The following is a 25,731-nucleotide window of genomic DNA, read 5'->3' as shown; positions in this document are numbered from 1 at the left end:
CAATCAAACTATTAGTTTGATTGAAATTCACCTACTGGACACTCTTTTTCAATAACTTTATTTCGCACAAGTTTTTCCCTATCTGCGTGATGAGGGCTGTGACACTTATTACAATCTAGTGCAGCCATACGCTTATCAATTTCCTCTTTTGGATAATGACATGTGTAACAAAGCTCAGCTACCGTACGAGTCGTAATTGCAGCGGGCTTATCTGTTCTTGAAGCATGACATACGTTACACGCACCCAGGGTAAAAGGTGGATGCCCATGCTCTTTGAGTGGGAGAAATGCCTTTGGCAACTCACTGACATCTACGGTATGAGAGCTACCCGTAGTAGCTTTTATTCGTTCTTTGTCCATCTCTTTAAGAGAACGAGGATCTCCATGACTTGCATTAGCAAGATTGGTTGCAATCTGCTCCCCAATTTTTCCTAAACGCACAAACTTTTCACCAGCATTTGACATAGCAAGCAGAATGATAATGATAACAAGCACACCCACAATAATAGTTGGTTTAATATATTTTTGTTCCATCATATCTCCTTAATGCTTTTTATTATTTTCATTATATACTTCCACTGGCGGTGGCGGAAGATGTTTTTCTAGTTGATAGTGACCTACATTTCTGTGACAATCAACACACTTTGCACGCTCTTTCCCATCTTCACCTTCAACTAAAAGTTTTTCAGAGAAATAGGCTTTATGAGCAGTAAATGCCTTTTTATTTGGTCGGGTACCGCGTAATAAGTTTTCATGACAATGCAGACATCCACTATCATAAACCCAGTTACGACGCTCTCTGCGACGCTCATGCCAATCAATTTTTGAAGTATCGTGCGTAGTCTCAACCCACACATCCCACATACCGGTCTTAACCTTCTGTACCATATAACCAAGAGTAGATTCATGTGGCAAGTGACAATCCGCACAAGTAGCCATAATACCGCTATCACCGTACCCACCATGAACACTATTTCTATAAGCATCAGCCATAGGCTTCATAGAGTGGCAAGAACCACAAAAGTTTACGTCTGACGTATGCTTTACTGCAATGACCGTAACAAAAGATGTTCCCATCCCTACAACTACTCCACCTACTATAAGAGCAATTATAACCCTTATTCCAAAAGAGTATTTTCTCTTTCTTTCTATTCTCATATCATCTTTTTGCACTTTTCCCTCTTCCCTTTTATGTATACTTCTTGTAATTATTAACCTTTCTTTATTAATTTAAACTAAATATAGAGCAAAAGAATAAACTTTGTTTGAATGTGATTTTTTTGTGATTATTTCATACAATAATTAAATAGTAAATATAATATAAACATATAATTATCCTTCTATTTATAATTATTATTATTTATACAAAACAAAAAGCTGCATATCGATTTTTAAGAAATTAATTTACTTACTGCTGATATAATAACCCCTTACTGACAAAGTAATTTACGAGGAATAACTATGAAAAAAACAGTGCTTATACTTCTTCTGCACTCTTTGCTGATTTTAAACTCAGCCGTTGCTGCAGAGAAGATTGATATGAATAAAAAAGCTTTTATGTCCGTAAAAATAAAAGCCGAAAAAGGGGAAGCAAATAGCCAGTTTGCATTGGGTGGTATGTATTATCAAGGAATTGTTACCGATAAAGACCATGCCATGGCCGCTAAGTTGTACCAAAAAGCAGCAGATCAAGGTCATGCAAAAGCTATTTATAACCTCGCGGTTATGTACCACAAGGGTGATGGCGTAAAACAAAATGACAAAGAGGCTATCGCTCTGTTTTCCAAAGCAGCTAAAAAAGGTGATCAAAAATCGGCGCTTCATTTAGCGGACTTATATTATAAAGGTGACGGTGCAGAGCAGGATTATGCAAAAGCCTTTCCTCTATATAAGCAGGTTGCCGATGCAGGTTATCCACTGGCACAAAACAAAGTGGGCTATATGTATAAAAGTGGGCAAGGAGTTAAAAAGGATATAGAAAAAGCAAAAGAGTATCTAAGCAAGTCCGCAATGCAAAGCTGCGGAGAGGCTCAATATACGCTTGGCAGAATGTATCTTGAAGGCGACGGTGTTGCCAAAGATAAAAAAGAGGCAGAGGATCTCTTAAAAGAGGCTTACCTAAACGGAAACTCGGAAGCAAAACTGATTTTAGATCAAGAGCAGTGGCAAGTTGAAATTCAAGAGTCGGTTCTTCCAGAGGAGTAGAAGATGAAAAAAGCTTTACTTATTCTAATCTCAATCGCCACTGTAGCTTCCGCAACACAACTCTTTGATAGATGTGCGACTTGTCATGGAAAAAATGGTGAAAAACACTCTCAAAATCTAACAAAAAGCATTGCTGGCATGGACCAAAAAGAGGTTACCGCTATACTTCAAGAGTACAGAGCAGGCACTAGGAACACATACGGACTCGGAAGCATGATGCAAGGACAGGCAAAACGACTCTCTGATGCAGATATAAAAGAACTCTCTGGCTATATAGCATCTCTTGCTCCGATAGTCAAAATAGCTACAGAGCCTAAACGGACAAAAGATATGACTGCTGAAGAGATTTTTCAAAAATGCGCGGTATGCCATGGCGACAAGGGTCAAAAAAAATCGCTTGGCGTAAGCAAACTGATTGCTGGAATGAGTGCAACAGAAGTTGTAAAAGATTTAAAGGAATATAAAGCAGGTACAAGAAATACTTACGGTCAAGGAGTCATGATGAATGGGCAGGCTTCAAAACTCTCTGAGAAGCAGATGAATGCCGTAGCTATTCTTATAGAAGCTCTACCTCTAGTTCTAACTCAAGAACAAAAAGATGCCCAGAAAAAAGCCAAAAAAATAACTCAAGAAGAGATTGACTACAACAACTTTATGGAAGAATACTTCAAAGCAAGTAAAAACCCCAACGAAACTTTTGAAGCAGCAAAAAAAAGATATGAAGAACATAAAAAAATTTTAAAGGAACAAAATGAACAAAATATCAATAGCAATTAGTGTTGCCGCACTTTTAATGTACGGCTGTAGCGATAAGCCTAAAGAACAAGAGAGTTCAACCCAAATAAGCAAAAGTGTCGAGGAGAGTATTCCTAAAAGTATGTATGGCGTGCCTGCCACAGAGCAAGCACAAGCAAACGCACCTGCTAAGGGTAATGTACAGTTAAACACGCCTCATATAGCAAAGGCACTAGAGACTATAAATGGCGGCGGTTACACTTATGCTAAAGTTGATGAAGGCGGAAACATATACTGGATAGCAGGTCCACAGACAAATGTTGTTGTTGGAAGCTCTATCTCGTTCTTGGAGCAGATGGTTATGAATGATTTTACAAGTAAGTCGTTAAATAAACATTTTGACCAGTTAGTTTTTGTAAGTGCTATTGTACCCGCAGATGGAAGTGCTACAGATGCATCTGCTAAAACATTGACCCTAGAGGATGCTCATGCAAATTGCGACCACTCAAAAGAGCCTGCAACAACAGCAACGGTAACGCAGCCTGATTCAGCTGCCATCTCTGTAGCAAAAAACAAAGGCGGATACACTATAGAAGAGCTATATACAAAAAAAGCTGCCCTTAAAGACAAAAGCGTAAAAATAAATGCTAAGATAGTCAAAATTTCTAAAAATATTATGGGTAAGGATTGGATTCATCTTCAAGATGGCTCTGGTAGTGCAGGCACAAACGATATAATCGCAACGGCGGTAAACTCAACCGTACAAGTAGGAGACACAGTTACTGCAAACGGAATAGTCAAAACAGACATCGACCTCGGTTACGGGTACAACTTCTCTGTACTTATAGAAGAAGCTAAATTTACCTCTTTATAATATATATATAGATTGGGATATCTTTAAAGGATACCCACTCTAGCCTCTACTTCTTTGCAGGAAAATCTTTAAAAAGCTCGGAAATAACTTTTTTTAAATAGTTGTTTTTCTCTTCTTGCGTATGACCTTTTGAGAGCTCATCTATTGCTATACCCTGCCAAACAACCCTGTTTTCCTTGACATCAAAAACTTCTAGAATAAGTTTGCCCTCTTCATACTCGTTAGTTCTTGTAGTTACCCTAACATCAGGCTCTGCTGTAACCATTCCTGAAGGATAGCCTCTTGGATAAATAGCTGCGGGACCCATTGCTCCATAATATACATACGGTATAGGTCTGATTCCGATAGTCTCATAATTAGTCTCCATCTGACTCTTTTTTTGCACATCAAGATGCATTGTAATATAAAACTCAGCTTTGTTCTTAGGAGACTTTATATACCCCTTCTCTTGCATATACGCATCTAGCAGTCTGCTGATGCGATCTCTGTCAAAATCTCTCGCATCATTTCTGTTTGTATAGACCACGCTAAACGTAGAGAGGCTTGAGAATTTATACTCCGGATCATAATCAACCTGTACCTCAAGCGTCGAACACCCCGCTGTCAAAATAGCAATCGCAACTGCCATAAACCATTTTTTCATCTCTTCTCTCCTTTGGTATCTGTTTGCTTATATCTACTTTGTGATTATCGGTTTTACTTTTACCAATTTTTCACGATTTAACGATGCCATGATAATAACTAAAACTATTACAGAGATAACATAGTATATCCACTCTGGTACCGGAACAGGATCTCCTGCGGCATAAGAGTGCATACCCGAGAGATAATAGTTCACTCCAAAGTAAGTCATAATGACTGATGCATACGCTATAACGGAGACTACATTATATAAAAAGTTTGACTTGAGTGCGGGGATAAAACGCATGTGTGTTGCAAAAACATAAACAGCGATTGTAACTATAGTCCAAGTCTCTTTAGGGTCCCATCCCCAATATCTTCCCCAGGACTCGTTTGCCCAAACACCTCCGATAAAGTTTCCAAGCGTAAGAAGAGAAAGTCCCACAATCATTGACATCTGGCTTATACGAGTAGATTCCATAATGTTAACGCTAATCTGCTCACGTTTACTCTTATTTGCAAGCATAATATAAAATATCAACGATATAAAGCCAAGCAGTGTACTAAGCCCAAGGAAGCCGTAACTCGCCGTAATTATAGATACATGTATAGTCAGCCAGTAGGATTTAAGTACAGGTACCATGGTCGTGATTTGAGGATCAAGCCAGCTTAAGTGTGCTACAAAAAGTGTTATTCCCGAAAAAAGACCTGTAGTTGCAACTGCAAGCTCTGATGACCTTGCGAACAAGAGACCGGCTAAAATTATACTCCATGAGATATAAAGCATCGCCTCATATCCGTTACTCCACGGTGCATGCCCTGCTATGTACCATCGAAGTCCAAGGCTAAACGTATGAACGACAAATGCAACTGCAAAAATAACAAGTATCACGCGCACAACTCTTTTTAAGTCTAGAGCAGGTTTTGCTAAACGGATAAAAATCAACACAAGCAAAAGAAGACCGGACAACAGATAGATAGGGTAAAGCCTCTCAAAGATTTGTAGCTTGTTATATAACAACTCTGCTTTTATAAGCATATCTTCTGCTACTAGCTCTGGGTTTATCTTAACCTGATATGCTTTAATGTCGTCAATTGCCTTGTTTGCATCACTCCAGTTACCACTCTGCAACCCTTTAGAGAGTCCCAGAGAGTTGCTTCTTAAAAGAGCCATTACCTCATTTGCGGCTTCACTAGGAAAAGTTTCTAATGCCTCTTGAGGATAGTACCACTTATGAGTCTGATCTCCTTTTAAAGGAAAGACGGTCATAAAACGTCCTGAATATACCATATAAGCGACATTTACTCTCTCATCTACTTTAATAATCTCTTTTTCGTAAGTGCCTCTCTCTGCAGGGCGTTTTCTAAGAGCCTCTTCCGCCAATGGACCTAAAATATAGTTACCGAATTTATCAAAAACTATGCTGTAGGCAAAACTGTTTTTTGACTCTTCTATTCCTAGCTCTTTTTTCAGTTTCGGGTGGAAGATTTTAATCATCTCCACCTCTTTCCAAGCTTCAGGGTTTGATGCCATGCCTAAAATTATCTGATTGTGACTGAGTCCAAACATACTACTTTTTGCAGTAATTTTATTTAGATACTCCATACTCATCGTATCAAGAGGCTTAATCCTGCCGTCACGACTCTGAACAAGCAGAGTCCCATAGTGATTTGCATGGTTTGCATCAACATGTTTAATTTGCCCGGCATCAGCAGTTGATGCGACAAGAGGCTGCGTGCCAAAAAGTGTTGTAAAAGCCACAACTGCTGCAACAACTCCAGCCTTGTACTCATATTTCATGCGGGCAAGTTTTCCGAAGTAGCTATTTGGATTTAAAAGGTTTAGAAACATCCCTATTCCAAGCATTATATAGCCTATATAGGTAGGCCACTTTCCTGGGTCATGATTTACAGATAGTACAGTTCCTTTTTCATCTTTGTCGTAAGATGATTGAAAAAAGAGATATCCACCATAGTCAAGTACATTGTTCATATAAATCTTATAATCCTCTTTTATACTGTTTTTATTATCCAACAGAGTAATATAGCTCTCATAAGAGGATGGACTCATCGAGCCTGGGTACTTTAGCATCACAAATTTATTTAGCTTAAGCGCAAACGGTAGCTCTAAAATCTTTGCACCCCACTCTAGTGTAAGCTCTATATCATCCATATTTAGCAGCTCTGTAAAGCCCTGATAACGCTTTCCTTTACCCATCATAGCGACCTCACGTGTTTCTCCGTTGTATGTAACATCTACTACGAGTGCAGATAGCGGGTTTTTATCCATGTTAAGATTCTGTTTTGCAGTTTTTTGATATTCATCTGCATCAACAACCTTGACTGCACCTCTCTCATAAACTTCTTTGGCAACTACCTGAACGCCTCTGACATTATAGAGCTCTCCCGCATCAAATGCGTACTTCACGCCTGCTTCATAAACGCCCTCTGTTCTATCAGCCATTTTTGTCCATCCGATAGGAACATTAGCCACAAAAGATATTTTATCTCCCTCGCTCATAAGGCGAATAACAGGCTTGTTTACAGAGACTTCTTTGTCAAAAAATACGGCAAGCGGACCGACATCAAAAGATTCTCCGCTGCTTATAAAATACTTCTCAGGTCCCTGAGGCGTCATTATGACAAGTCCTGCTATAGGCTTTCCGTTTGGATCTTCAACAACCGTTTTTACCGCTTTTGCTATAAAACCTTTATAGGTTACCTTAAGCTCTTTATCGTCAATATATAAACTCTCGCTAAAGTCTCTTCCCCCAAGCTCAGAGACATAAACTACCTTATGTTTTATAAACTCTTTAGGGCCCTTTTTTGCCTCTATCTGCAAAAATGCATCAGATGAGAGCATGCGGTGTTCAGTTGCACCTTCACGTATATTCATTATGCCCTCATAACCCCAGTAACGTGTTATTCCAGAACCTATTAAAATAACTATAAATCCTACGTGGAATATAAGAACAGGAATCTTTTTTTTCTGAATCATTTTATATCGAAAAATATTTCCCAAAATACTTATTCCCAGCAGTATCTGAATTGCCTCAAACCATCTGCTTGCATATATAACAGCCCAAGAAGTATTTACACCGTAATCATTTTCTATAAACGTTCCTACGCCGCTTGCGGCTCCAAATAACAGAATTAGAACGGCCATTAATTTCATAGAGATTAAAAATGACCACACTTTTTTAATAAATGTCATACTTGTCCTTAAAGTTTTAAATCTTGCAAAGTATTATAACAGTTTGTAATACTTTTATGAAGCAGGGAGTCTATCACAGAGTTATTACGCAACGGTTAATGTGTCTCTATTTTTCCTTGCACAGCCTCCTCTTTTGGCTTCTCTTTTTTTTCTAGCAAAGATGTCTCATGCGTATTTGGCTCCGTAAAAACCTCCTCTTGAAGATTTTCAACAGCAACTATTATCCACTCCCCATGATGTTTTTTTAGCGTATATTTCATCTTATAAAAGATTGTCATAGGTTTTAATGCATAATCTCTCTTTACCAAGTCAGCATACCCAAATGTCCAGTTCTCCATAGTTCTTATGGTGGCATTATTCTCATTGTAAGCAATCGGAGAGAACCTTAAGTCATTTATCTGCGCAACCATGGCAAGATTGCTGAACTTCCAAGAGTCTGCCCAAACCATCAACTTAAAATATACCTCTTGAGAGAGCATATCTTTTAAAAGTTTTGTATTGCCGCTATTTGTCATCTTGATGATTCCATAGTTATATTTCAACAACGAATCTTTTATGCGTTTATCATCATTTACATTTGAGCTAGCAAAACAAAGCTGCACTAAAAATAGTAATATTAATAAAAAAAATCTCATCTTACACCTACGGCATCAAGTTCAAGTCATAACCACCGGCATTTGTGGTATGACAGCTGCCACCACCTGCATGCGTAGCATATGCATCCCGCGGGTCAACAAGCGTGTAAGCATTTTTTCGATATCCAATCATAGTCAACTTATTCCCTTGATAATTATATGGCGCCGGCCAACCCTGATATCCAACCAGTCTAGAAACAGAAGAACCATGCGGTATTGCTACATGGCACTGAACGCATTGGTAACCTTTGTTTGCCATCTTATTCCACCATGTAGTATGTGGCTCCTTAGGGTCATGGCAGTTTGCGCAAAATAGCTCTTGGGCAGTATTGTTTTTCAAATCATCCATAGTGTAAAGAGTAATACCATCTGGCTTCATCGGCCAGTGTTGATTTACACCTTTAAGAATATACTTTAAGTTTGAGCCATGAGGACCTTTTGGGTCGCCTCCAAGCTCATTATCGGCTCCGTGACAATCAGAACAGTACATAGTGTTAAGCCCTGGATTCTCTTTCCACGGCGTAAGCAGCTGAATTGTATCAAGCTCCTTTGGAGCATAAGCACCACTTCTTCCAAGAGAATTTATAACAACAGGGTGTCCAGATTTATTGTTTATATTCATCTCCCATGCCACATCCGTAAGCAAAGTACCGCCTGCTGAAGTATAAGTTGAAGGAGCATATTTATTAGCTACAAGACCTATTCCCCAATATGAGTGACATTTAAAACAGATTTGGTACTCCTTCTCTGAACTCTCCATGGTTGTAAATGTAGTCGGCTGTGTCCATTCTGGCGGCCATGTTGGCTCAATACCGGAGACTCCCTTAAGTACATTTGAGACAAGATTTGTAGATCCTCCGGGCACGCCATACCATGAACCGTCAACTATATGTGTGCCGGCACGTGCACGGTGCGGATTGTGACAATCCATACAAACAGCATGTTTATTTGTTTCCCAGTCCATCCCTTTTATAGCAAGCGGGTCAAGATTGCCTGTTCCATAGAGCGTATCAAGATTTGTATGCTGAGTTCCCACAATATTATCCTCCGCCAAGACAGGATGAGTATATAATCTGCTTAAAATAGACTTTATATCTTTTGCCCCGCCGACACCATGACAAGCAGCACCACCCTCAGTAGAGGCAGCTCCTTGAAAACATGTCTGCTCGTTAACCTGTCTATTTAAGTATCCTACACCCTCCCCGTTGTGAGGCACATGACAATTTGCACACCCAAGCTCTTTTACAGCACCAGTTCCATATCTTGCAATAAGTTCTGCATCGGTATATGTTGGATTACCTGGAGGATTTTGGTGCACACTCCCTGTCCAATCCGTTTTTTCATGACAAGATGTACATGTGCCTACAAAATTTTGCCCATGGTTTGCCCCGCTGTCATAGTGTAAAAACTTACTATTCTCTTTATGCGGATTATGGCAGGAGGAACACTCTACATATTTTCCGCTGTATCCTGCATACTCATAAAGTTTTATAGGAGCGTCTGGTATTGCTTTTAGCTCCATTGAGCGGATTCCGCCATTGCCAAAGGTTTTACTTATTGTCGGGTCATAGACAACTCCTACGGGATGATGATTTGAGAGATCCGCGCCTATAAATCCTACTGCTGTATCGGGTATGGTTCCATCGGGGGCATCACCGCTCATATCTATTGTTGAGGAGCCATCATAATCACGTCTAAGTTTTGAGACTGCACCGACGGCAATCGTTCCATCATGACAACTAAGACATTGACGAGAGAGTGCCCCCGGAGTATCATTTGCCGAGCCAAGGTCTGAGGCAATTGAAGGGTAACCCATCCGTCTTAGATAATCACTATCATACATAACATAGTCTGTTGTGGGCATACTTCTGTTCCAAAGCGGCTTTCCAATAGTCTGTGAGAAATGCGGTATATGACAAAAGACGCAAACCTCAGTTTCACTCGTAGCTTTTATGTTTCCTACAGCACTTGTTACCGAGAGGTTATGCTTTGTATTTACAATCGAGGCTGCCGACTCAATGGTTGAAAAAAACAAAAAAACCAATAAAGTAATTATTAAAGATTTCATTTTAAACTCCTTATCTGTGCTGAGTTAATAAGCTTAAAGAGTTGAATGCGGTTATTATTGGTATCTGTTACATATATTATATTATCTTTTGTTATTGAAATATCTTCTGCTAGGGCAAATTCGCCTCTTTTATCTCCATAACGACCAAGCACCATTAATAGCTCTTTTTTTTGATTAAAAATCTGTATATTGTTAAACATCGTATCACATACATAAATATTCTCATCACTATCTATCGAGATACCCCTAGGACTACCAAAGTTCCCTATCTCTTGCCCTAACTTACCAAATTTATCTATAAACCCTCCATCACTACCGAGTATCTGCACACGATGATTCATAGAGTCAGACACATAAAGCTTTCCATCATGACCGATATCCATAAAGGTAGGTCTGTTAAACTCTCCATCGCCTGTGCCGTTTTTGCCGATAGATCCTAAGTAGTCCCCTTTTAGAGAAGTTACGTGTATCTGGCTTGAGAGCGCATCTACGATATAGAGTTTTTTATCTGGGCTTATAGCAATTCCAACCGGTCTTTGCAGCATTTTTGGCTCTATAGAGTATTTGTAATCTCCATCTTTTTCAAAGACATATATTTTAGCTCTTACGGAGTCTGAGACATAAATATTTCCACTCTCATCAGTCGTAATATCTATAGGATATAAAAACTGCTCCTTTTTAGAACCGCTAATCGTAATCATATTATTCTTTTTTTTATCAAATATATAGAGTGATTTTGTAGCTATATCGGTCGTATAAACTCTCTCTTCATGAGCGTGAACACCAAACGGAGCTCGGAGGCTTCTCTCCTCTTTACCGAATAAAAAATCAAAAGCCTTTGAAAAAAAACCTTTTTTTATCCCTAAATCATCAGAATTATGGATAGAAGAGACAAACTCTATTTTGGCCTCATCCGGCGGCGGTGGCCATACCAATTTTACTCTCTCTTGAGCATAAAAAGTATTGAAGCCCCCTATAAAAACCAGCATATATAAAAAAATTTTCATCTCTTTTTCCCCTTTAAAATGTCCGCGTCAACTGTACTCTAAAAGTTGAACGCTCATTTTGTATTGTGTTTAAAACACTCTCTATCTCACTCTTATTATACTGATATCCCATTAAAAAACTAGTTTTTCCTGCTTTGAATGTCAAATTTGCATTTCCTGAATGCTCAAGAGTATTGTATGCTTCGTTTATCCTTGCGGAAGCATCAAACATCCAGTTATTGAAAAACCTATAGTTCATATTCATCTCTGCTCTTGGGTCAACACGGCTGTTGGTTTCATTATCAGTTTTTGTGTTTACATATTCTGCTCCAACTCTAAATCTGATTCGTCCTCTTGCGCCAAGTCTAAAATGAAAATCTAAAGACTCCATTATATTTGTCGTTGAATAGCTGCTTCTTCCTTCTGGCGTAATTAAAGAAGGCGCAGGGATAGTATTTGTATGACTGTATCTGGCAGTAATATTATTATTTACGATACTAAAAATTTTTGACAAAAAATAGAGCCCAAAGTTATATCTCTGCTCTTCTCTTTTTGTAGAGTACAAAGAGTGATAGTAGCCACTGTCTATATTTAAATTTGAATTGATAGAAGGGAAATTTTTTCTCCCTCTAGCGGTGAGCTGAATGTTATATCTCTCTGTACTTGTTTTTGTAGTGGTTGAGTTTGCATCTAAGATGGTTTTTACTATAGAATCATTTTTTTGCACACCCACCCTGCTTACAAGAGTAAAAGAAACATCTGAAAATATAGTAGTTGCATAGTTGTGAGTAGCATCTAAATTAACATACGAATTGCTGCCACTTGAGGTCGTGCTATCATATAAATATGCCATGGCAGACTCTGATAAAGTAATACTCGGAGTTACCCTGTAGTTAACTCCTTGATTAATGTTTAACGAGTCAAAAATATATTTTTCACCCCCTGTTAAATCTCCATACTCCATTGTCGTTCCAAGAAACGATAAGTAAGTGTCATAGTCGGCATTTTTTGGTCTATAGTTTAGATTCACGCCTGCATCCATAGTCTCTCTTGCATAATATTCATCATTTTCATATGATGCAGTAGAATCTATATTAAAAGCATCAGAAGCTTTCCAGTTATGAGATATTGCAAATATATCTTTGACTTGATTAATGCTCGTAATTTCATCGTTAATATAGTTTTGTTCATTTTCCAATATGGAGTGTGAATAGTTTGCTTGTACGTTATGCTTTTCTTTGTTATAACGAAATGAACTACTGTAAGTTGTAGTTCGAGAATCTTGCAGTCTGTCGCTGAACTCTGCCACTGTTTTTATTGTAGTAGCCCCATATGTAACCATATACGGTTCAAATTTTAAAGAACCGGTTACTCCCTCGCCGCTTGTCTCATACTGATAATTTGTTGAGTAAGCGCTATAAACCGTATTTACCGGTCTTTGTGTTTTATTCGCATAAATAGTAAAAGGAACTTTTGTGTCTTTGATAAAATCAAGATATGCTTTATAATCTTCCCCGTAAGTTTTACGCTTTGATGTCTCTTTGTCTCTTTGAAGTTTTTCTGTATCAAATCTAATAAGACCTTCAAGTGAGTAGTCAAGCAGACGTGGACTATAGATATTGCCTTTGTACCCCATTTTATACTCTTGTAAAAAGTTCTCTTTTGAGTTCTCTCTTCCGCTATTGGTATAATCATCTTGAATATATAGATAATTTAGGCTTCCATAAAGTCCACCATCGGGATAATCATTTGCCGCAAGCCTTGAGACTAATGCAAGGGTTAGACAGAGGCAACATAGGGTTTTTTTTTGTAACACGCTATTGTTTCACAATCACCGAATTTAGCATTAGCCTCTCAAGTAGTTTTGCTTTTTTTTCATCTTCTTCTTTGGTTTTTAAATCCTTCTTAAGTCCATCTTTGACTTCTTCAAAAGAGAGCTGATTTGATAGGGCTTTATCTTCCACTTTTACTATAAAAAAACCGATATCTTGTTCTATAATCTCACTTGTTTGCCCAATTTCCATAGAAAAAGCAGCATCTTCAACCGCTACTTCCAGTCTTCCTCTATGAAGGAATCCCATATCTCCGCCTTTAATGCGGCTCATAGCAGTAGAGTATTTTGCCGCTACATCTGCAAAAGGAGTCCCCTTTTTTATCTCTGCCATTGCATCATCAACTCTCTTTTTTGCTTTGCTTTTGCCTTCTGGATCTTCAGGGTTGTTTCTTATATGTATCAGTCTAACTCTTATCTTTTCAGGTTCTTTAAATTTGTAGCTATTTTTTTCATAATAGTCTCTTAGCGCTCTATCGCTAATATCACTCTTTATCTCTTTTTTATAAAGTTTTTTTAGTGTTTCATCTTTTTTAACAACTTCTCTAAAAGTCTCTTTTGTAAATCCAAGCTGCTTCACTGCTTCTTCTAGCTTTTCTTTAGAGCCGTAAGTTGCAGCGAGATTTGTCATAACTTCATCTACTTCACTCTCACTTGTTTTTATATTTTTTGAAACAGCATAAGTATAAAGCAGTGTTTTTTCAATCAATGTTTCCAGTGCTTTTTCTTGTAAATCTTTTAGCTTTTCAGCATTTACGCTTGAGTGAAAATATGCTTTTGGAAGCAGTTTTCCAACCTCTTTGTCTCTCTCATCTACTGAAATAGCAGTACCATTGACAACTGCAACCGTAGATTCCGGTAACAGTATCTTACCTGCGTATAAAAATGTGCCTAAAACGGCTATTAAAAATACTTTATTCAAAACCCCACCCTACTTTTTTTCTGTTTTATTATCCGATTCTAGATTTGGAGGAGCAGTAATTTCACTATATTTCTGAGGATTGTTCTCTTTCCATTTCTCACTAATATACTGAAATGTCTGTACTCTTCCGCTAAAACCATCAGCAACTATTATCTTGTCATTCTCATCTATATATACTCCAGTAACTAGACGAAACTGAGTTGGACCATAACCCCCACCGCCAAAAAACATAAGCAGTGCGCTTCCCTTCTCATCAAATATCTGAATATTGTTAAACGCGCTATCAGCTATATAAATGTTACCCTCACTGTCAATACCGACACCTTTTGGTCTTGCAAATGTTCCCGGCTTATTGCCGATATTTCCAAACTTGCTTATAAATTTTCCATCTTTATCAAATATTTGTACTCGAAAGTTTTGTGTATCTACAACTACTATATTTCCATTTCTTTGATCTACTGCAATGTTTGTAGGAAAGTTAAACTCTGCATCATTTGTGCCTCTTTGACCTACGCTATACAGAAGCTCTTTTGTAGCAATATCGTAAGCTTTAAACTGATGCGCTTTTGTATCTACAACATAAAGTCTGTGCTGTTTTTTATCTACTGCAATTCCCGTAGGGCTTGCAAACTCCATTCTATCCCCAAGAACAAAATTTAGCTCTCCGTTTAAGTTATAGCCGTTTATTTTTCTCTCACGCGAATCACTTACATATAAATTTTTATCTCTATCAAATGCAATTCCAACAGGTGCAGCAAGTCTGCCTACTATACCGTTGCCTATAAACTTAAGCTCTCTGCTATTCTCATCTATTACAAATACTGCATCCGAACCTGTATCCGCAACATACACTTTGCCATCTTGAAGTCCAACACCATATGGCTTGATGATGTTTGAAACCTTTTTTTCACTCTTTTTTTCACCCAAAAAAACATCTAATGCACTTGACTTATCCTCTTTTGCACCACCTCTGTATGTGGTTAGATACAGTATTTTTGGTGTTTGTGGATATTGAGGAAATGTTATAATTTTTTCTACTTCAACCTCTTTGGTAGCACAAGCCTGAAAAAAGAACATTATAATAACTTGAATTGAAAGAAAGATGATTTTCATATAAGACTCCGACTTTGATATAATAATATTGCATTATAACAAAGAAAGTATAATGGGAAAATGAAGACAGCAGGGAGGAAGAACCTCTCTACTGAATATTATTTATTGTGGCAACCTAGACAAAGGTAGCTGTTTTTATTTGTATGGCGAAGGAAGTTAACTTCAGTAGCTGTTGCTTGATCATTTCCACCGTTATGTGGATCATGACAACTACCGCACTCTACTTGATCATTTGTAGGCCCGCGAAGCAAATCTCCAATAGTTGTAGCACCCAACCAAGCAATATTATCACCTAGTGTTGCAAGATTTACAGTAGTCGCTCTAAGTCCAGCTTTACCCTCTGTATATATAATCGATACAGGATGATCGTTTGTCAAATCAGGGTTACCCGTAGTCGTAGCATTTAGCGGACCACCTATGTTCCCGCCATACTGAGTCGCAAGACCAGTTACTATGTCTTTAGATCCAGTTACTGATTTCATACCAGAACCGGGTGCATTTACAATAGAGTCTATCGCACTAACACCATCATGACAGCTAAGGCATGCTAAAGACGGACTCGCCGGAGCTGCCTCTGTATTTGTTCCTGCTATTGTTGCACCATACATATCAAATGTTCCCGCTGGAGTAGCCTTGTTCCACAAAGGCGCACCTGTAAAAGCGGAGTTTGCCGCGTGAGGCGTATGACAATATACACATATCTCCCCATTGTCAGCAGTTGAACTATCTAATCCAGCAAGAGCGGACAAGTCATGCGGACTACCACTAATCGGACCAGCAAATACAGACGAGGCACCTAACATTGATGCAAACAGAATAACTTTGATTTTATTACTAATCATTTTGTCTCCTTCCCTAATAGTATATAATTTTTTGTAATACTATTTTCTAGTACAAGTATAACTAAATCTAAATTAAACATGATTAAAAGAGAGAAAAAAATCACTTTGACTTATATCAAGTCACTTTTTGTAACAAAAATATAGATAAATTGTAATATTGTGATATTTTTGTGATAAGAATAACTGTTTGTTTACTTCTTGTGGCATCTTTGACATACGCCATAAGGCATAGTTCCCTTCATTCTTAACAGAGATATTCCGCCGGAACCGTGCGGGTTATGGCATCCGCTACAAGTAAGTTCTCTTCCGGGACGTGCAGGGTCTTCTCTATCTCTTGTTGGATGTCCTCCACTTTTATTCGGTGCACCAAAACCTATAGCTGATGTAACATGTTGTCCATTTGATTTTTCAGCATGACATGTAGTGCACAACTCCCAGATTGATTTTCTTAGAAAAAACTCGTTGTCTGAGCCGTGTGGGTTATGACACCTCTCACATCTTCCATCATTCACAGGACCATGTCCAAATTTACTCTCTTCCCACTCTTTAACATCCTCGTGACACTCTGCACAAGTTTTTGCCACTGGATCTGCTACTAAGTATTTTGAAGCGCCTTTATCTTGCATATTATACTCGCCAAATTTTCCATTATGGCAATTGATGCAAAGCCAGTTGGCAGCTGGAGCATGTGTGTTTTTTGTACTTATCATGCTGTTGTGACACTCATAACATGTGGTTTTTGTCACATCTTCAAGAGCTTCATTATTCGTTGGAATATTTGATGTCATATTGTGACATGAGGCACACTTCTTCTCTTTGGCATCCTGATGAAAAAATCTTATCTTGTACTCATCAAGCTCATATTCATCAACTCCCTCAAAAAGTTCTGAAAGAAAATAGAGCACTCTACTACTTTTACCTATAGGTTTTGCATCCTTGTAAAGAGTAACAAAAACAGTGTTTTCTCCCGGATTGAGGTTAATTGTTTTACAGTATGTATCTTTTTGCGGTTTTATTTCTAATGTCGTAGTTATATCACTTTGCTCTATAACTATATAGTCTGCCTCTTTAAGCGTAGCATTTATTACAAAAGTGCTGCTCTCTCCAATATAACGTGTTTTATCTTGAGGCTGAAGTATTAAGGAAGATATCTCTTGCGCATTACCACTTATTGTGGTAAATAACAAGAGAAATAAGTATATAAATTTAAAACTCATTTTATTTAAGGTTAACTTTTGGCGTTGCTCTGTCATAGTGACGGCGAGCGTGGCAGGCAGGTGCACATGAACCGCCGTTTTCCGTTTCAATGAAACGAATAGGGAAGTTTATCTTACCAAACTTCGTCTTTGCTCTTAAGTGGTGCGGATACTCTTTTGTACCATGGAAATCATGACAAGCTCGGCAAGAGCGACCTTTTTCTTTGTTTACATGTACAAAGTGCATATTGTTTGAGCCGTTTCTAAAATTTGTCGCTGTTGTTGTATTGGCATCCATAATCTTCTCTTTTTCATGGCACTGAAAACAGATATAGTTATCCTCTTCAAACTTATCATAGAAAGTTCTAGGGAACGGCTTGTTCAACATTCTTAAGTTATTTGAACCATGCGGATTGTGACATGCTGCACAATCTCCCCAGAGAATAGGACCATGCCAGTCAGGATTATTTTCAAGATGTTTTCCTATATTTAGAATCTTACTACCGTCTTCATCTCTTGTTAATGATTCGCTGTGACATGACAAACAGAGCTCTTTTGAAGTATTTTTAATCAAATTCATCGGCACCTCTGAGCCATGCGCATCATGACACTCTAAACACTTTCTAGGTCTATCAAGTGCGCCGTGCTTATCTGTTACCGTGCTTGTCCAAACTTCTTTATCGACATGGCACATAACACAGAGATCTTTTTTACCATCGGCTTTTAATTGATACTGATGATCCTCGGTATGGGGGTCATGGCAATTAATACACTGATCTTTTACTGGCGAGTGGATATTTGCGGTATTGCGCATAAACTCATCTTTAGCTTGATGACATGAAACACAAAGCTCATTTATACTAGATGCTGTTAATAATTTTGCATTATCTGATTCATGTGGATTATGGCAAGCTGTACATGCACCTGCTGCTACCGGACCATGAATAAATGCTTTGGTGTCTTTTGCTTCATGACACATAGCACATAACTCAGGAGGATCCATAATAAGAGCTCCTTCCCCCTTTGCGTCCGTATGACAAACAGTACAGTCACCCCACTCAAAAGGAGGGTGCTGAACTTTTTTTGATGCTTTGAGTTCTGTGCCGTAAAACTTCTCAGCATCTGTTAAAACAGCTCCTTGTGCGAAGACACTAACAGATAGCATGACAACTACTATCTTTAATATAAAAAACCAGCTATATTTCATATTTATTTTTCTCTTTCCTCACTATTTATTAAAACGGTCTGTCGTTTGCAGAAATGATGTACATTGTAAGCGCTTGCATATCCGGATCAAAAAGCGACCTGATTTTTACAAGTTGCGGATCCATAACCGGTGCACGCGCAGGATCAATAATAGCCGGTGCCTGTCCTCTAAGATAAGAGAGAAGTTCTCTCTCTTTTCCTAGATACTCTCTGGCAATTGTAGACAATGATGGCCCGATTGTATCTATATCATCTTTATGACATGTCACACACCCTTTTGTTTCAAATATCACTTGACCTCTTTGGGCACTTATATCTTGAGCCCAAATATTACACAAAAAAAGTGTTGAAATCGATAAGCCTACTATTGTTTTTTTCATCTAAAAGCTCCCTTGTTTTAGTTATTTTAGTTATACTGTGTCCGATTATATCATAACTTTTTCTAATTTTAATATGAATTTATCATCTTTTTTTTTCATCTTTTTGCACTGTTTTTGTACCTTCTATTAAATAATTGTACAGACTTAATTTTTCCTGTATATCCCTTATTTTAGGCATTTTAAATTTAATTTTAAAATGTATTAAATGAGACTTTTTTAACGGATTTAAGATTTTATATTACAAAATGAATATTTTTACTTTTAGTATTTTTGTAACATTACTTCTCTTATTTTCAGCAGATAACAATACTTTTTATCTCACTCATCTCTTCTATAGCAAAGCGCGGCCCCTCTCGTCCCACACCACTAAGTTTCACTCCGCCATAAGGTTGAATATCAAAACGCAGAGTCGGTATGTCGTTAATTACCACTCCTCCTGCGTCAAGTTCGTAGATTGCTCTTTTTGTAAGACTCAAATCATTTGTGAAGATTGAAAATTGAAGCCCGTAAGGAGAGTTGTTCATACGCACAAGCGCATCATCAAAACTCTCAACTCTAATCAAAGAGACTATCGGTGCAAAAACTTCCTCACAAACAATCGCCATATCATCTCGAACCTCGCTCATAATACATGGGTAAAAAAGCCGCCCCTCTATCTTTGGAGAGAGCATAGCGGTTGCTCCCTCTTTTATGGCACTCTCTACCCAACTCATAGCCCTCTTGCACGCCTCATCATCAATAAGCGGACCCATAAAAGTATCCTCCTCATAAGGAGAACCGACAACGAGTTTTTTTGTTTGCTCTGCCATCTTTTGCGCAAACTCATCATATATTTTTGCATTGACATAGATGCGCTGAAGCGAGATGCAGACCTGCCCAGAGTTTACAAATGCGCCGATAGCACATCTTGAAGCCGCCAAATCCAAATCCGCACTCTCATCAATATAAGTCGCGGCATTTCCTCCAAGCTCAAGAGAGATTTTTTTAATTCCGGCACTCTTTGCAATAATATTACCGACAGCAACGCTGCCCGTAAAGCTTATAACCCGTGGTATCTCGCTTGTAATAAGCGCACTACCTACCTCAGCATCACCATAAACAACGCTAAGAGCATCTTTTATCGCATACTCACTCTCTATAAATAGTTTTGCAAATTTATAGGCGGTAAGTGGGGCCTCGGGAGTCGGTTTTAACACAACTGCATTTCCTGCCGCTAAAGCAGGAGCCAGTTTGTGCGCCACTAAATTTAGCGGAAAGTTAAAAGGAGTAATTGCCACAACAACCCCCGCACTCTCGCGTATAAAAAAGGCTGTCGTTTTTTTACCGCTTCTCATAGCATCAGTGTTAATCGTCTCCCCATGCATAGTTCGCATAGTCTCGGCAGAAATTGTTATGGTCTCTATGCATCTATCAACTTCTACTCTGGCAAAAACGATGGGTTTTCCTACCTCATCGGTAATGGTTTTTGCTATATCCTCTCTATTTTCTTTTAATTTTTTAGCAACATCTAAAAGCCAGTCGCATCTCTGCGCTATTGTAGTTTTTCTAGCCTCCTTTGAAGCTTCTTTGGCGATAAGCAGTGCTTTATTTGCATCATCAGCGCTACAAATTACCGCCGAGGAGACGACCTCTTTGCTGTATGGACTCACTCTATACGTCATCTCTTTTCTTGATACTTCTTTTGAGCCAAAAAATATATTTGCAACCATAAAAACTCTCCTGCTCTATTTTATTTTTATTCTTGTGTTATTATAGTGAAAAATAATTTCTTAGGTCTTTACAAATAACATGAAACTTTTTGCACTCCTGTTTACACTTCTTGCAACTCTCTATAGTGCTGAACTTAATTGGCTTAACGACTACGATAAAGCACTCCAACAAGCTCAAAAACAGAACAAGGGAGTCTATCTTTTTATAGGTGCTGATGTATGCAGATGGTGTGATAGATTTAAGGAGTTGACGCTCTCAAAAAAAGAGGTTATAGATAGGCTTCAAGAGGAGTATGTGCTTTTATATCTCTCAAGAGACAAGCATCAGATACCAAAAAGGTTTAAAACCCAAGGTGTGCCTAGACACTACTTCTTAACAAATAGGGGCGAGATAATACACGCCGACAACGGAAGCAGAGAGGTTGATGGATTTTTAAATCTCCTTGAAGAGGTAGATTTAAAAAAATAACCTTAGAGCGTAATGTTCTCTATAAACTCTATCTTTGCATCCACAACAATCAAAGCATCAAAAACAAAATCCACATCTAAAGAGCTCCTTTTCATATAAACATGTGCCGTTTTTATGATTTTAGAGAGCTTGCTTTTTGTGATATTATAAACCGCACTCTCATAATCAAGACCGCTCTTAACCTCTATAAAGTGCAAAACATTCCCTTTGATAGCGATGATATCTATCTCGCCAAAACGGGAGTAAAAATTTCTCTCTACAACGCTAAATCCAGCATCTATAAGAAATTCGCAAGCTTTATCCTCTGCAAAATTCCCTTTAGCCCTGCTCATCTAAAGATTTACTACTTCAACTTTTAGAGATTTAAAAGCAGCCGTTAAAATCAGCTCATCACTCTCATCCCCAAAAAGCGCATTTATTTTAGAGTCTGCATAGTGAAATGTTACAAAAAGAGTTTTTGGCTCCACCTTATCCGTAAATTTAATCTTTAGCGGTTTCGTCTGCCCGTTTTTTGTTTTTAAGATGACACGTTCCCCTCTAAAATCATCCGCGTCATCACTATTTACAAGCAAAATATCCTCCTCGTATCTATCTACCAAACTAGGCGTTTGTTTTGTTTGCGCAGCGTTGTTGTACATGGCTATCGTTCTTCCGGTTGTAAGATAGTAGTTTCTATCTTTTTGCTCAACTATCTCCTGCACCATGTTTCGTAACTTGTACTGATGATAGTGGAATTCGCCTAAACCGTCCTCCGTTCTAAAGTCTAGCTGATGCAAAATCGGCGTATCTTCGGTATGAACAGGCCACTGAAGCCCTCTTTTTCTATGCCTTTGAAGTCTAATATATGATGCCCCGCTAAAGCGGCGGTATGCCACTTCCCGAACCTCATCCCAAATTTCGTTTGAGTTTTTATAAGCGCTGCTTCCGCCCATTTTATTATCAAGAAGTTGTAAAACTTCCCAGTCATCAGGCAAATCAGACTCAACAAGCGGCTGAGAGAGATGCAGTCTTCTCATAGCATTTACGTAAACACCTGTCTTTTCATACGCTGATTTAACACCTATGATGATGTCCGCTTTTGCCGTAATATCCGTTACAAAAAGCTCTTGCACCATTATAAACTCTAAGTTGCTTATTGCTCCCTCAACTTTATTTACATTTGGATGAATATGCGTCAAGTCCTCTCCGATATTCAGCACCGCTTTTAAGCGACCCTCAAGCATCTCATCCACAAGCTGCGGAGTCATCAAGCCAACCTCTTTTGGCACTTGATAATCAGGGTCATAATATGGAAGCATTCCCATATCACAAGCGCCTTGAACATTGTTCTGCCCACGAAGCGGCATAAGACCTGCACCACTTTTACCGATATTTCCACTCATCAGTGCGAGATGCGTAATCGCCATAACCGCATAAGAACCATCTATATGTTCAGTGATTCCAAGTCCCCAAAAAATCATCGATTTCTTAAGCGCATACTCCCTTGCAACCTTTGGAATTGTCTTGCTTAACTGCTCATACCCTTTAATGTTCTCAAAATATTTCGGATCTGCATAAGGATCATTTAAAATCATCTCCTTGAACTCCGCAAAGCCCTTTGTCCGCTCCGCTATAAAACTCTCATCATAAAGCTCTTCGCTTATAATGACATGTGCGAGCATATTTAACACAAGAAGATTTGCCTCATAAGGCACAATTGCCTTATATTTTGCAAAGCGGTGGAGTTTTATCTCTCTAACATCAAAAACAGCTAGATTGTCATGTTTTTGCGCCATGTCAACAATACGATTTGCAATAATAGGATGTGCCTCTGTCGTATTTGAGCCGATAACTATCATAAATTCGCAGTTATATATGTCGTTGTAAGGGTTCGTTGCAGCGCCCTCTCCGATGGTAGTGCGCATCCCTTTTAAGCTCGGTGAGTGGCAGACTCTCGCACAGTTATCTACATGCGGGGAGTTAAGCGTGTGACGGGTAAATTTTTGAAAAAGATAGGCACTCTCACATGAGGTTCTCGCTCCCCCGATAGAAGCTATACTTTTTCGTCCGTACATCTTTTGAATCTCTTTAAGCTTCATGGCAGCAGCGGTTGTAGCACTGTCCAAATCACTCTCATACCAAACATCGTCAAAATCAAGTAGTGCTGATGCTACCGCCTCCTTTATGGAAGGATTTTTATCTAAGAAACTCTTTTTTATTCTAGGAGCCCTAAGACGCTCTTTTGAGTCAACAAAATCAAATCCGTACTTCCCTTTTACGCACAGCTTCCCCTGCGAGACGACTCCATCTTTGTGTGCAAAGATTTTTTGAATTTTATTATCTTTTACATGTGCGGCTATATCACAGCCGACACCGCAGTATGTGCAAACGCTATCTATTGTTTGAGTATTTTCCATCTAAAACTTTCACATCTTATTTTTATACAAAATTTTATCTATTTAATATTAATTAAAGAGAATTTTTAAACTTTTCTACCAAGATACTATATCCCATTACGGTTATCATCGGAGATATGGAGGCAAATGCCATAAGTCCTAATCCATCCATAAGAGGGTCTCTTCCTTCTATATTTATCGCTAAGTAAAGCCCAAATGCCGTAACTATTGGCACTGTAATCGCTGAAGTTGTAACGCCACCTAAATCAAAAGCAAAAGCTATAATATCTTTTGGAGCAAACAGAGCAAGCAAAATTGCAAACATATACAAAAATGCAATATATAACCAAATATCATCTCCATTTACTATCTTATATGCACCAACTACTATTCCCATTCCCACACCAATAGCGACCAATAACCTAATTATTTTAACATTCATCTGCTTTTCCGACATTTTATCTGCCTGTTTTATAACCGCCACCAAAGCAGGTTCGGCCATGGTTGTGCCAAAACCTATCAAAAATGCAAAAAGATATATAAAAAATACATTGTTCATAATTACCAAATTTTGGGCAATTGATTCTCCTATAGGAAAGAGTCCAAGCTTGATTCCAACAATAAAACCATAAAGTCCAAAAATTAAAAAGATAAACCCAAATATAACTCTACTGATATTTGGTAGTGGTTTTTTAATCACAAAGTATTGAAAAAGAACGATAGTAACAATGATAGGCAAGATATTGGTAAATGTATCAAGGAGATCTAAAAGAACCTTTATCACACTAAAGCCACCGATATAATGAGTCTTACCATCTACCTCATTTACGACATATTGGATTTGAGATGAGAAACCATCATCAAGGACAAATATACCATAAAGCTGGATACTGATCATTGGAGTAATACTAGCGAGTGCCACAAATCCAAAACCGTCTCTTAAAACACTTCTCTCTTTAATTGCCGAAGCTATCCCAATGCCAAGGGCTACAATAAGAGGAACAGTCGCAACATTAGTAGCAACAACGCCTGAATCATGGGCGAGCCCTACAATCTCACGAGGGGCGAAGTATGTTATAAGCAGAACTGCCGCATATCCTATGATAATAATCTTTGAAATCGACCAGCCATAGATAGTTCTAATAATGCTAAAAGCGGTAATTGTTCCGACACTTGTCGCAATAATAAGCCTAAGCGTCCAAGCATCAAGAACACCGTTTGTGATTGTCTGTGCCTGAGAAGCAACGGCTATTATGGCAGGTTCAGCGACAGAGGCGCTAAAACCCAAAGCAAAACCAAATAGTGCAAACCAAAATATAGATTTTTTCTCCAAAAATTCACTTGAGAGACTGTTTCCAAGCGGGAACACTCCAATCTCAAGCCCCATTAAAAAGAATGTTACCCCGATAATAACTATAAAAAAGCCAAAAACTATAGAATCTAAATCATCCGGAACACTTTGAAAAACAAAGATTTGAAACCCTGCAATAATAAGCAGAATCGGAATAAGATTTAAAAATGATTCAATAAAAGTTTTTTTAAACTCTTTTATTAATTCTAACATTAATCCACTAAACTCATCAGATAATCAGTTAAATCAGTGATTGAGAGCACGCCTTTGAGCTCGTTATTGTCGGTTACTACGACTCTTTTGATATTGTGATCTATCATTATTTTTGCAGCATACTTTACATCTATTTTTGCAGAGACGCTAAAGGCGGGCTTATTATATACATCGTAAACATTCAGAAGCTCTATATCGCCATCTTCTGCCAATATTGCTTTTAATATCTGCGTATTTGTAATTATCCCATAAGCATCACTCGGTAAACTTTTATCAACTATTAGTGATTTCAACTTCTTCTCTTTCATAAGCAAAAGTGCCTCTTTGAGAGTTGCGTATGGCTTAATTGTGGTTACACTCTTTTTCATAACATTCTCTACTATCATCATCTTCTCCTATAAGTTCTCTTCAAGTTTGATTGAATCTTCAAATACTTTAAGCAGCTCTCTATCAAGCCCTACCATGTGTGAAATCGGCATTGTAAAAGCGATACAATCTGTTGGGTTGTTTTGTATCTCTGTGTTTATAGCTTTGAGAACTGCTCTTGAGAGCTTCTCTTCTAGGATATAAATAATCACAGATTGGTTCCCTTCAAAAGTAAGGGCAAAAAAGCTCTTTTTTTCTCCTAAGCTACTTCCCTTGCCTTGTAAAATAGTTCCGCCACCTGCCCCTGCTTCTTTGGCAATATCTTTAAGCTTCTCCTCATACTGCGTAGATGCTATAACTACTAAAGCAACAAATTTCATATTTCCGCTCCTTTAAATTTGATAAATTCTATCATATTTCT

The 25,731-nt window shown here is 38.2% G+C and carries 24 protein-coding genes; 4 read left to right on the top strand and 20 right to left on the bottom strand.

Features of this window, described 5'->3' with window-relative positions; translation table 11 throughout:
- Window positions 1–11: 11 nt before the first annotated feature.
- Window positions 12–533 carry a cytochrome c3 family protein gene (locus M0Q17_RS00240; protein WP_295082008.1) on the bottom strand — a complete coding sequence of 174 codons (522 nt, stop codon included), beginning with the start codon at window positions 531–533 and terminating at the stop codon, window positions 12–14.
- A gap of 9 nt (window positions 534–542) precedes the next feature.
- Window positions 543–1,172, bottom strand: a complete 630-nt coding sequence (locus M0Q17_RS00235) for a NapC/NirT family cytochrome c (RefSeq protein ID WP_295082006.1) — start codon at window positions 1,170–1,172, stop codon at window positions 543–545.
- 288 nt (window positions 1,173–1,460) lie between these two features.
- On the opposite strand from M0Q17_RS00235, the gene M0Q17_RS00230 reads away from it, so the two are divergent.
- Genes M0Q17_RS00230 through M0Q17_RS00220 form a run of 3 tightly spaced genes read left to right on the top strand, consistent with a single transcriptional unit; the run spans window position 1,461 to window position 3,813 of the window.
- A complete protein-coding gene (locus M0Q17_RS00230) occupies window positions 1,461–2,204 on the top strand; it encodes a tetratricopeptide repeat protein (RefSeq protein WP_295082004.1) in 744 nt (247 codons plus the stop codon).
- A gap of 3 nt (window positions 2,205–2,207) precedes the next feature.
- Window positions 2,208–2,981 (top strand): c-type cytochrome, encoded by a 774-nt coding sequence (locus tag M0Q17_RS00225; protein WP_295082001.1) that lies wholly within the window; start codon window positions 2,208–2,210, stop codon window positions 2,979–2,981.
- A complete protein-coding gene (locus tag M0Q17_RS00220; RefSeq protein WP_295081998.1) occupies window positions 2,956–3,813 on the top strand; it encodes a hypothetical protein in 858 nt (285 codons plus the stop codon). The genes M0Q17_RS00225 and M0Q17_RS00220 overlap by 26 nt, the downstream gene beginning before the upstream one ends.
- 46 nt (window positions 3,814–3,859) lie before the next feature.
- Here M0Q17_RS00220 and M0Q17_RS00215 read toward each other — a convergent pair whose 3' ends face one another.
- The 13 genes from M0Q17_RS00215 to M0Q17_RS00155 all read right to left on the bottom strand — a co-directional run bounded on the left by M0Q17_RS00215 (window position 3,860) and on the right by M0Q17_RS00155 (window position 20,536).
- Window positions 3,860–4,456 carry a DUF4136 domain-containing protein gene (locus tag M0Q17_RS00215; RefSeq protein WP_295081996.1) on the bottom strand — a complete coding sequence of 199 codons (597 nt, stop codon included), beginning with the start codon at window positions 4,454–4,456 and terminating at the stop codon, window positions 3,860–3,862.
- A 33-nt stretch (window positions 4,457–4,489) separates the two neighbouring features.
- Entirely contained in the window at window positions 4,490–7,648 is a 3,159-nt protein-coding gene (gene ccsA, locus M0Q17_RS00210) for a cytochrome c biogenesis protein CcsA (RefSeq protein WP_295081994.1), read from the bottom strand.
- 95 nt (window positions 7,649–7,743) lie between these two features.
- Window positions 7,744–8,283, bottom strand: coding sequence for a hypothetical protein (locus tag M0Q17_RS00205; protein WP_295081991.1), 540 nt, complete (start codon window positions 8,281–8,283; stop codon window positions 7,744–7,746).
- 7 nt (window positions 8,284–8,290) lie between these two features.
- Window positions 8,291–10,351: a cytochrome c3 family protein gene (locus M0Q17_RS00200; RefSeq protein ID WP_295081988.1), complete on the bottom strand. Its 2,061-nt coding sequence runs from the start codon at window positions 10,349–10,351 to the stop codon at window positions 8,291–8,293.
- Window positions 10,348–11,358 (bottom strand): hypothetical protein, encoded by a 1,011-nt coding sequence (locus tag M0Q17_RS00195; protein WP_295081985.1) that lies wholly within the window; start codon window positions 11,356–11,358, stop codon window positions 10,348–10,350. The genes M0Q17_RS00200 and M0Q17_RS00195 overlap by 4 nt, the downstream gene beginning before the upstream one ends.
- Before the next feature lie 13 nt (window positions 11,359–11,371).
- Complete coding sequence (locus tag M0Q17_RS00190) at window positions 11,372–13,153, bottom strand: hypothetical protein (RefSeq protein WP_295081982.1); 1,782 nt, start codon at window positions 13,151–13,153, stop codon at window positions 11,372–11,374.
- A gap of 1 nt (window position 13,154) precedes the next feature.
- Window positions 13,155–14,090: a peptidylprolyl isomerase gene (locus M0Q17_RS00185; protein ID WP_295081980.1), complete on the bottom strand. Its 936-nt coding sequence runs from the start codon at window positions 14,088–14,090 to the stop codon at window positions 13,155–13,157.
- A gap of 9 nt (window positions 14,091–14,099) precedes the next feature.
- A complete protein-coding gene (locus M0Q17_RS00180) occupies window positions 14,100–15,203 on the bottom strand; it encodes a 6-bladed beta-propeller (protein WP_295081978.1) in 1,104 nt (367 codons plus the stop codon).
- A 98-nt stretch (window positions 15,204–15,301) separates the two neighbouring features.
- Window positions 15,302–16,045, bottom strand: a complete 744-nt coding sequence (locus tag M0Q17_RS00175) for a cytochrome c3 family protein (protein WP_295081975.1) — start codon at window positions 16,043–16,045, stop codon at window positions 15,302–15,304.
- 191 nt (window positions 16,046–16,236) lie between these two features.
- Window positions 16,237–17,262 carry a cytochrome c3 family protein gene (locus M0Q17_RS00170; RefSeq protein WP_295081973.1) on the bottom strand — a complete coding sequence of 342 codons (1,026 nt, stop codon included), beginning with the start codon at window positions 17,260–17,262 and terminating at the stop codon, window positions 16,237–16,239.
- A gap of 1 nt (window position 17,263) precedes the next feature.
- A complete protein-coding gene (locus M0Q17_RS00165) occupies window positions 17,264–18,448 on the bottom strand; it encodes a cytochrome c3 family protein (RefSeq protein WP_295081970.1) in 1,185 nt (394 codons plus the stop codon).
- 28 nt (window positions 18,449–18,476) lie between these two features.
- On the bottom strand, window positions 18,477–18,827 hold the full coding sequence (locus tag M0Q17_RS00160) for a c-type cytochrome (RefSeq protein WP_295081967.1): 351 nt from the start codon (window positions 18,825–18,827) through the stop codon (window positions 18,477–18,479).
- 293 nt (window positions 18,828–19,120) lie between these two features.
- Window positions 19,121–20,536 carry an aldehyde dehydrogenase family protein gene (locus M0Q17_RS00155; RefSeq protein ID WP_295081964.1) on the bottom strand — a complete coding sequence of 472 codons (1,416 nt, stop codon included), beginning with the start codon at window positions 20,534–20,536 and terminating at the stop codon, window positions 19,121–19,123.
- A 79-nt stretch (window positions 20,537–20,615) separates the two neighbouring features.
- On the opposite strand from M0Q17_RS00155, the gene M0Q17_RS00150 reads away from it, so the two are divergent.
- Window positions 20,616–21,005 carry a thioredoxin family protein gene (locus M0Q17_RS00150; protein ID WP_295081962.1) on the top strand — a complete coding sequence of 130 codons (390 nt, stop codon included), beginning with the start codon at window positions 20,616–20,618 and terminating at the stop codon, window positions 21,003–21,005.
- A gap of 2 nt (window positions 21,006–21,007) precedes the next feature.
- On the opposite strand, the gene M0Q17_RS00145 is transcribed toward M0Q17_RS00150, so the two are convergent.
- From M0Q17_RS00145 to M0Q17_RS00125, 5 genes are read right to left on the bottom strand one after another with little or no spacing between them, the layout of a single operon-like run.
- A complete protein-coding gene (locus tag M0Q17_RS00145) occupies window positions 21,008–21,337 on the bottom strand; it encodes a YraN family protein (protein WP_295081960.1) in 330 nt (109 codons plus the stop codon).
- Window positions 21,338–23,401 carry a molybdopterin-dependent oxidoreductase gene (locus M0Q17_RS00140; RefSeq protein WP_295081958.1) on the bottom strand — a complete coding sequence of 688 codons (2,064 nt, stop codon included), beginning with the start codon at window positions 23,399–23,401 and terminating at the stop codon, window positions 21,338–21,340.
- 52 nt (window positions 23,402–23,453) lie between these two features.
- Window positions 23,454–24,944, bottom strand: coding sequence for a DUF1538 domain-containing protein (locus M0Q17_RS00135; protein ID WP_295081956.1), 1,491 nt, complete (start codon window positions 24,942–24,944; stop codon window positions 23,454–23,456).
- The gene (locus tag M0Q17_RS00130; protein ID WP_295081953.1) at window positions 24,944–25,330 is read right to left on the bottom strand and encodes a CBS domain-containing protein; all 387 of its coding nucleotides are present in this window, start codon (window positions 25,328–25,330) and stop codon (window positions 24,944–24,946) included. Before M0Q17_RS00130 ends, M0Q17_RS00135 begins: the two co-directional genes overlap by 1 nt.
- Before the next feature lie 9 nt (window positions 25,331–25,339).
- Entirely contained in the window at window positions 25,340–25,690 is a 351-nt protein-coding gene (locus M0Q17_RS00125; protein ID WP_295081951.1) for a hypothetical protein, read from the bottom strand.
- Window positions 25,691–25,731: the final 41 nt, after the last annotated feature.

It is taken from the genome of Sulfurimonas sp. (assembly GCF_023229105.1).
Taxonomy (GTDB): Bacteria; Campylobacterota; Campylobacteria; order Campylobacterales; family Sulfurimonadaceae; genus Sulfurimonas.
Note: the sequence above shows the minus strand (reverse complement) of the source record. Positions and strands in the feature narration are given on the sequence as shown.

Bases quoted from the DNA above. Each gene is read 5' to 3' on its own strand.
- M0Q17_RS00230 (WP_295082004.1), top strand. From the start codon at position 1,461: ATGAAAAAAACAGTGCTTATACTTCTTCTGCACTCTTTGCTGATTTTA.
- M0Q17_RS00215 (WP_295081996.1), bottom strand. From the start codon at position 4,456: ATGAAAAAATGGTTTATGGCAGTTGCGATTGCTATTTTGACAGCGGGG.
- M0Q17_RS00225 (WP_295082001.1), top strand. From the start codon at position 2,208: ATGAAAAAAGCTTTACTTATTCTAATCTCAATCGCCACTGTAGCTTCC.
- M0Q17_RS00155 (WP_295081964.1), bottom strand. From the start codon at position 20,536: ATGGTTGCAAATATATTTTTTGGCTCAAAAGAAGTATCAAGAAAAGAG.
- M0Q17_RS00180 (WP_295081978.1), bottom strand. From the start codon at position 15,203: ATGAAAATCATCTTTCTTTCAATTCAAGTTATTATAATGTTCTTTTTT.
- M0Q17_RS00205 (WP_295081991.1), bottom strand. From the start codon at position 8,283: ATGAGATTTTTTTTATTAATATTACTATTTTTAGTGCAGCTTTGTTTT.
- M0Q17_RS00195 (WP_295081985.1), bottom strand. From the start codon at position 11,358: ATGAAAATTTTTTTATATATGCTGGTTTTTATAGGGGGCTTCAATACT.
- ccsA (WP_295081994.1), bottom strand. From the start codon at position 7,648: ATGACATTTATTAAAAAAGTGTGGTCATTTTTAATCTCTATGAAATTA.
- M0Q17_RS00145 (WP_295081960.1), bottom strand. From the start codon at position 21,337: ATGAGCAGGGCTAAAGGGAATTTTGCAGAGGATAAAGCTTGCGAATTT.
- M0Q17_RS00240 (WP_295082008.1), bottom strand. From the start codon at position 533: ATGGAACAAAAATATATTAAACCAACTATTATTGTGGGTGTGCTTGTT.
- M0Q17_RS00165 (WP_295081970.1), bottom strand. From the start codon at position 18,448: ATGAAATATAGCTGGTTTTTTATATTAAAGATAGTAGTTGTCATGCTA.
- M0Q17_RS00220 (WP_295081998.1), top strand. From the start codon at position 2,956: ATGAACAAAATATCAATAGCAATTAGTGTTGCCGCACTTTTAATGTAC.
- M0Q17_RS00170 (WP_295081973.1), bottom strand. From the start codon at position 17,262: ATGAGTTTTAAATTTATATACTTATTTCTCTTGTTATTTACCACAATA.
- M0Q17_RS00175 (WP_295081975.1), bottom strand. From the start codon at position 16,045: ATGATTAGTAATAAAATCAAAGTTATTCTGTTTGCATCAATGTTAGGT.
- M0Q17_RS00200 (WP_295081988.1), bottom strand. From the start codon at position 10,351: ATGAAATCTTTAATAATTACTTTATTGGTTTTTTTGTTTTTTTCAACC.
- M0Q17_RS00160 (WP_295081967.1), bottom strand. From the start codon at position 18,827: ATGAAAAAAACAATAGTAGGCTTATCGATTTCAACACTTTTTTTGTGT.
- M0Q17_RS00140 (WP_295081958.1), bottom strand. From the start codon at position 23,401: ATGGAAAATACTCAAACAATAGATAGCGTTTGCACATACTGCGGTGTC.
- M0Q17_RS00135 (WP_295081956.1), bottom strand. From the start codon at position 24,944: ATGTTAGAATTAATAAAAGAGTTTAAAAAAACTTTTATTGAATCATTT.
- M0Q17_RS00130 (WP_295081953.1), bottom strand. From the start codon at position 25,330: ATGATAGTAGAGAATGTTATGAAAAAGAGTGTAACCACAATTAAGCCA.
- M0Q17_RS00125 (WP_295081951.1), bottom strand. From the start codon at position 25,690: ATGAAATTTGTTGCTTTAGTAGTTATAGCATCTACGCAGTATGAGGAG.
- M0Q17_RS00150 (WP_295081962.1), top strand. From the start codon at position 20,616: ATGAAACTTTTTGCACTCCTGTTTACACTTCTTGCAACTCTCTATAGT.